A 5,838-nucleotide genomic window follows, 5' to 3' on the forward strand; every position below is an offset into this window, starting at 1 on the left:
GACGCCACCGCCGAGCCCTCGCTCCGGGCGGCGCCGCTGGAGCTCTTCCTCGATCTCGTCTTCGTCTTCACCGTCACCCAGCTGACCGGCAGTCTGGCCCACCACCTCACCCCGGGCGGCTTCACCCAGGTGCTGGTGATGCTGGCGGTGATCTGGTGGATGTACGACGCCTTCATCTGGCTGACCAACGCCATGCCGCCGAGCACCCACGGCCGGCGCTGCCTGCTGATGCTCGCGATGGCCGGCTTCCTGGTGATCTCGCTCTCCGTGCCGCACGCCTTCGAGGGCAGCGGCGTCGCCTTCGGCTGGGCGTACCTGCTGGTGGTGGCCGTGCACACGGGCATGTTCGCGATGTCGGGGGTGGCGCTGGGTCCGGTGCTCCGGATGGGCGGGCTCAACCTGCTCAACACCGGGCTGGTGGTGGCCGGCGGCTACTTCACCGGTTCGGTCCAGCTGAGCTTCTGGGCGGCCGCCTTCGCCCTGCAGTTCGCGATACCGCGGCTGGTCGACCTGCCCAGCTTCCAGCTGCGCGCGGACCACTTCGTCGAGCGGCACGGTCTGGTGGTGATCATCGCGTTCGGCGAGTCGGTGATCGCGATCGGCGTCGGCGCGGGCACCGCCGAGCTGAGCGCCCCCCTGGTCGGCGTCGCCCTGCTGAGCCTGGCCGTCTGCGTGGGGCTCTGGTGGGCGTACTTCGGGCACGACGACGACGCCCGCGCCGAGCACCACATGGCCGCGCTGCCCTCTGACCGGCGCAACCGGCTCGCCGTCAGTGTCTACAACCTGGGCCACTACGGGCTGCTGCTCGGGGTGCTGCTGTTCGCCGCCGGGGTGAAGTCGGCGGTCGCGCACCCGGGGGCGCCGATCACCGCCGCCCAGGCGGCCGCCCTGGCCGGCGGAGTGGCGGTCTTCCTGGTCGTCAACACCGCTGTCCGCCGCACCTTCGCCCTCGGGCCCAACCTGCCGCGGCTGCTGGCCGCCGCCGCGGTCGCGGCCGGCACGCTGCTCGGCACCACGGTCTCGGCCCTGGCGGAGGTCGCCGCGGTGGTGCTGGCCCTGGCCGCGGCCTTCGGCTGGGAGCAGCGGACCTCGGCGCGGCGGGCCGGACTGTCGGTGCCCGGTGGGACACTCCACGGGTGACCGAGCACAAGATCACCGACGGCCGCTACCGGATCCGGAACGTCGCGACCGGCCTGCTGCTGGAGGTTCCCGGGGGCAGCCGCCGCAGCGGCGTCAAAGTCCTGCTCGCCCCCGAGGACGGCTCGGACGCCCAGCTGTGGCGGCTGACCGCCGTCCATCCGGGCGGCGCGCTGTTCCACCTCGAGAACGTCGCCGGCGGCAAGCGGCTGGACGTCACCGGGGCCGCGACCGACAACGGCGTGCCCGTCCAGCAGTGGTCCGCCAACGCCTTCGGCGCGCAGGAGTGGCTGGTCGAGCACCACCTCGACGCCCCCGGCACCTGCACCCTCACCAGCTTCATCAGTGGCAAGGCCCTCACCGCCCCGACGGCCCCGTCCGACCCGGCCGGCCCGCCCGCCCCCGTCCACCAGTGGGAGGACACCGACTCCCCGACCCAGTGGTGGCACCTGGAACGCCAGTAGGCCGGGCCCCGGTCGGCCGCGTCGCCGCGTGCCGTCCGGGGCCGAAGGACACTCCCTACGCGGAGAGGTTGGCCCGGAGGGCGGCGAGGTCCTCGTCGGTGCTGCCGTGGGCGAGCAGGTAGGCGGGGACGGAGCCGTGGTGGTCCCGGATCCAGGCGAAGGAGGAGGCGAGCAGATCCTCCGAGATCGGGCGGGAGACCCGCTCGGCACCGGACTCGTCGATGTACGGGGCCGGGCCGTCCAGCAGGCCCAGGCCGGTGTTGGAGAGCATGTAGTCGGCGGTGATGTCGTCCTCGGAGGCGCCCAGCAGGGTCTGGACGATCGCGATGGTGAGACCGGTACGGTCCTTGCCGACGGCGCAGTGGACGACGGCCGGCAGAGCGCCCGGGGTGCCGAGCCGGCGGATCGCGGCGACCAGTGACGGGCCGGCCGTGGAGGCCATGAACGGGTACAGCTCCTCCTGACCCGCCGGCCACGGCCGGTCGGTGTCCTCCCGGTCGGCGGGCAGGGTGGGAAGGCTGAGCGCCTCGTGGTCGAGGCCGTGCCGCAGGTCCGGCCAGACCTCCAGCTCGACCGGGCTGCGCAGGTCGATCACGGTGCGCAGGCCCAGCGCCTTCAGCCGCTGGGCGCCCTCCGGGGCGAGGGTGTGGAAGGAGCCGGAGCGGAACAGCACGCCCCGGCGGAGCGCACCGACGCCCCCGGCGTCGCGGAAGTTGCGCACTCCGGGGATGTCGATGAAGGAGGACGGCAGGTCGGCTTCACGGTCCGGCAGGTCGTCGGTCATGGCCCCACCGTAAGGTCGCGGACCGCGCCAGGGGAAGGAATCCCCCATTCCGCCGGACCCACGACCGCCCGTGCCACCGCCCGCCCGGGTCAGCGCCCGCCGGCGATGTCCAGGAAGGCGCCCGTGGTGTACGACGAGGCCGGCGACAGCAGGAAGAGGATCGCCTCCGCGACCTCCTCCGGCTGCCCGCCGCGCTTCATCGGCAGGTTCGGCGCGACCCGGTCGACCCGCCCGGGCTCCCCGCCCAGCGCGTGGATGCCGGTGTGGATCAGGCCGGGGCGGACGGCGTTGACCCGGATGCCCTCGTCGGCGACCTCCAGGGCCAGCCCCCGGGTCATCGAGTCGACGGCCCCCTTCGCCGCCGCGTAGTCCACGTACTCGTTGGGCGCGCCCAGCCGGGAGGCGGCGGAGGAGACGTTGACGATCGCACCGCCCTGCCCGCCGTGCCGGGTGGACATCCGACGGACGGCCTGCGCGGCGCACAGGAACGGGCCGGTGATGTTGGCGGCCCAGATCCGGTTGAGCCGCTCCTCGTCGATGTCCTCCAGCCGGCCCTGCTGCTCCAGCGTCCCGGCGTTGTTCACCAGCCCGGTGAGCGGCCCGAGTTCGGCGTCGACGGTGGCGAACAGCCGGGCCACCTCGGCACTGCGGGTGACATCGGCGCGGACGGCGAGCGCGACCCCGCCCTCGGCCCGGACGGCGTCCACCACCGAGGCCGCGGCGGCCTCGTCCGAGCGGTAGTTGACGCAGACCCGGTAGCCCCGCCGCCCGGCCAGCAGGGCGGTCGCGGCGCCGATGCCGCGACCGGCGCCGGTGATCAGCAGCACGCCGGACGGGTCGGACCGGTGCGGCTGGGCGAACTCGTTCGAAGTCGACATGGTTCGTACTCTATGCCGACCCCCGGTGCGCGGGACGGAACACCTATTCGCCCGAACTCGCCCGCAACGCCGCAATCTTCGGCACCCGGCTCTTCGGCGAGTCGAGGCTGAAGCCGCGCGCGTCCCCCAGCTCCGCCCGGACGAACTCCTCCGTCCGGGCCACCGCCGACCGCAGCTCGGCGTTCGACGGCACGAAGGACAGGTGGACGATCTCGGCGCGCTCGGTGTCGTACTCCCAGAAGCCGACGATCCGCCCCCGGTCCAGCACGATGTGCGTCTGCGGGTCGGCCTCGGTGCCGAAGCTCCGCCCGGCCCGGCCGGCCGGCAGCGGACGGGCCGCGTCGGCCGGGTCGACCAGCCGGGCCAGCTCGCGGTGCAGCAGATGGATGCCGTCGATCCCGGCCAGCAGCGTGTAGTGCGGCTCGGCCGGCACCGTGAAGTCGGCGAAGGCGTCCACGAGTTCGGGCAGCATCAGCAGCTCCGAACCGGGCACAGCCGGCACCGCGCCCGCTTCCGCGAACGCCTGCCGGGCGGTGGCGGCGCCGAAACCGGAGAACCACCGGAAGTGCTTCAGCGAGGCCGGTCCGGCCCAGGCCAGGTAGCGCCGGGCCAGGTCCGCCGTACCGCCGCCGACCGGCTGGTCCCACCGCGCGTAGCCGTACCGCTGCTGGTCCAGGCGGCCGTTGGCCGGTACCCGGCGCAGCTGCCCGCGCGACTGCATCAGCCCGAGGGCCAGCGGCAGGGTGGTGGACAGCCCGCGCTTGCGCCCCGGCTCGCCCAGCGACCGGACGGCCTCGCCGACCGCCACCCGGATCGCCGCCGGGTCCAGCGGCCCCGGCGCTTCGGCGAGCGCGCGGTCCACCGCCAGGCAGAGCCGCTCGACCTCGCCCGCGGTCACCCCCAGATGCTTCGCGGCCGCCGCCACCTCGCCCTCGGGCACCGCCGCGCCAGCCGCCAGGGCGAGCGCGAAGTCCTCGGCCGGGACGATGTAGGTGCAGCCGCGCGCGGCGGGCAGCTCGTGCACCTCCAGCCGGGCCACCGCCGCGTCCACGGCCGCCCGGCCCAGCCCGGCCCGGGCGAACAGGCCCAGATAGGGCGCCGCCCCGCCCACCGACCTGGCCCACCCGGTGGCCGCCAGCACCTCGCCGGCCGACGCCTCCGGGTGCGCGCCGTCCAGCCACTGCCGGTGCGACCACCAGGCCCGCAGCTTCGCCGTGCCGATCCCCGTCCCCGCCGCCGGACCGCCGTTCGCCCTCGCCATGCGGCCCAGTATCGGCCCGCGGGCCCCCTCGGCCCCGGAATTCGCTGGCCCGGCGCGGCCCGACCCGGCAGACTCCTGCGGACCGGCCGACGAGAGGAGCCCGATGACCACCCGGCCCAGCTCCCCGCCCGGCACCGTCCTGCTGTCCGGCATCGTCGGCTCGACCGCGTACGGACTGGCGCACGCCGGCTCCGACATCGACCGGCTCGGCCTGTTCGCCGCCCCGACCGAGGGCTTCCACGGCCTGCACCGCCCCGCGGAGTCGCACGTCTCCACCAAGCCGGACCGCACTCTGCACGAGGCCGCCAAGTGGTGCCGCCTCGCGCTCAGCTGCAATCCCACCGCCACGGAGCTGGTCTGGCTGCCCGACGAGCTCTACGAGGTGCGCGGCCCGCTCGGCGAGGAGCTGATAGCGATCCGTCGCTCCTTCCTGAGCGCCCGGGGTGTCCGCAACGCCTATCTCGGTTACGCCACCCAGCAGTTCCGCAAGCTGCTGACCCGCGACACCTCCGACCCGGCCACCCGGGCCAGGGCCGCCAAGCACGCCCGGCACCTGGTCCGGCTGCTCGAACAGGCCGTCCACCTGCACGAGGCCGGCCACAACCAGGTCCGGCTGCCCGATCCGGAGCGCGTCCGCGACCTCGGCGAGCGGATCGCCGACGACCCCGCCCACGCCGAACGCCTGCTCGCCGCCGCCACCGACCGCCTGGACCTCCCCGGCGTCCTCCCGGACCAGCCCGACGAGCGCCCCGCCGAAGCCTGGCTGCACCGCGTCCGCGCCACCCACTGGACACCCGCCCCGGACTCCACCGAATAGCACCGCGGCGGCCCGGGCGGACGCACCAGTGGCGCCGCCCGGGGGGGGCGACGCCACTGGCGCTGGTACTGCTCTTCAGTTGTTCACCGGTGGATCAGCTGTGCCGTCCCGGGCGGCGGTAGGCGACCAGGCACAGGAGCAGACCGCCGAGGACGGCGAGCCCTCCGAGTGCCGCGATCAGGCCGTCGGCGGCGGAGCTACCGGTGTCCGGCAGCGGCTCGCCGGTCGGCTTGTGGTGGGTCGGCTTGTGGGTCGGCTCGTGGGTCGGGCTGGGGACCGTGGACGCGGTGGTCGTGGTCGTGGCGGACGGGGACGAGGACGTCGGGGACGCGGTCGGCGACGGCGAGGCGGTCGGCGAGGGCGAAGACGTCGGGCTGGGCGACGAGGTGGGCGACGGCGAGGACGTCGGGCTCGGCGACGGCGACGGGGACGAGGTCTGGAGGACGATGCCCATGTCGAGGTCGAGGTAACGCTGTCCGCCGGAGACGGTGACGGAC

7 protein-coding genes are annotated in these 5,838 nt (G+C 74.7%); 3 read left to right on the forward strand and 4 right to left on the reverse strand.

Annotated elements, in window-relative coordinates; genetic code table 11:
- Positions 1-1,140, forward strand: a 1,140-nt coding sequence (locus tag VR45_RS39095; RefSeq protein ID WP_045944722.1) for a low temperature requirement protein A, incomplete at its 5' end; no start/stop codon positions are given.
- A complete protein-coding gene (locus VR45_RS39100) occupies positions 1,137-1,601 on the forward strand; it encodes an RICIN domain-containing protein (RefSeq protein WP_045944723.1) in 465 nt (154 codons plus the stop codon). The genes VR45_RS39095 and VR45_RS39100, both read left to right, overlap by 4 nt.
- 55 nt (positions 1,602-1,656) lie before the next feature.
- On the opposite strand, the gene VR45_RS39105 is transcribed toward VR45_RS39100, so the two are convergent.
- The 3 genes from VR45_RS39105 to VR45_RS39115 all read right to left on the reverse strand — a co-directional run bounded on the left by VR45_RS39105 (position 1,657) and on the right by VR45_RS39115 (position 4,524).
- Positions 1,657-2,385, reverse strand: a complete 729-nt coding sequence (locus VR45_RS39105; protein WP_045944724.1) for a tyrosine-protein phosphatase — start codon at positions 2,383-2,385, stop codon at positions 1,657-1,659.
- An 89-nt stretch (positions 2,386-2,474) separates the two neighbouring features.
- Positions 2,475-3,263, reverse strand: a complete 789-nt coding sequence (locus VR45_RS39110; protein WP_045944725.1) for an SDR family oxidoreductase — start codon at positions 3,261-3,263, stop codon at positions 2,475-2,477.
- A gap of 43 nt (positions 3,264-3,306) precedes the next feature.
- The gene (locus VR45_RS39115) at positions 3,307-4,524 is read right to left on the reverse strand and encodes a crosslink repair DNA glycosylase YcaQ family protein (RefSeq protein ID WP_045944726.1); all 1,218 of its coding nucleotides are present in this window, start codon (positions 4,522-4,524) and stop codon (positions 3,307-3,309) included.
- A gap of 103 nt (positions 4,525-4,627) precedes the next feature.
- Between VR45_RS39115 and VR45_RS39120 the strand changes: the two genes are divergently transcribed.
- Positions 4,628-5,341: a nucleotidyltransferase domain-containing protein gene (locus VR45_RS39120; RefSeq protein ID WP_045944727.1), complete on the forward strand. Its 714-nt coding sequence runs from the start codon at positions 4,628-4,630 to the stop codon at positions 5,339-5,341.
- Positions 5,342-5,435: 94 nt separating this feature from the next.
- Here the strand turns inward: VR45_RS39120 and VR45_RS49700 are convergent.
- On the reverse strand, positions 5,436-5,838 hold a 403-nt coding region (locus tag VR45_RS49700; RefSeq protein ID WP_234326617.1), incomplete at its 5' end, for an LPXTG cell wall anchor domain-containing protein.

Origin of the sequence: Streptomyces sp. NRRL S-495 (assembly GCF_000966955.1) — a bacterium.
Classification (GTDB): domain Bacteria; phylum Actinomycetota; class Actinomycetes; order Streptomycetales; family Streptomycetaceae; genus Kitasatospora; species Kitasatospora purpeofusca.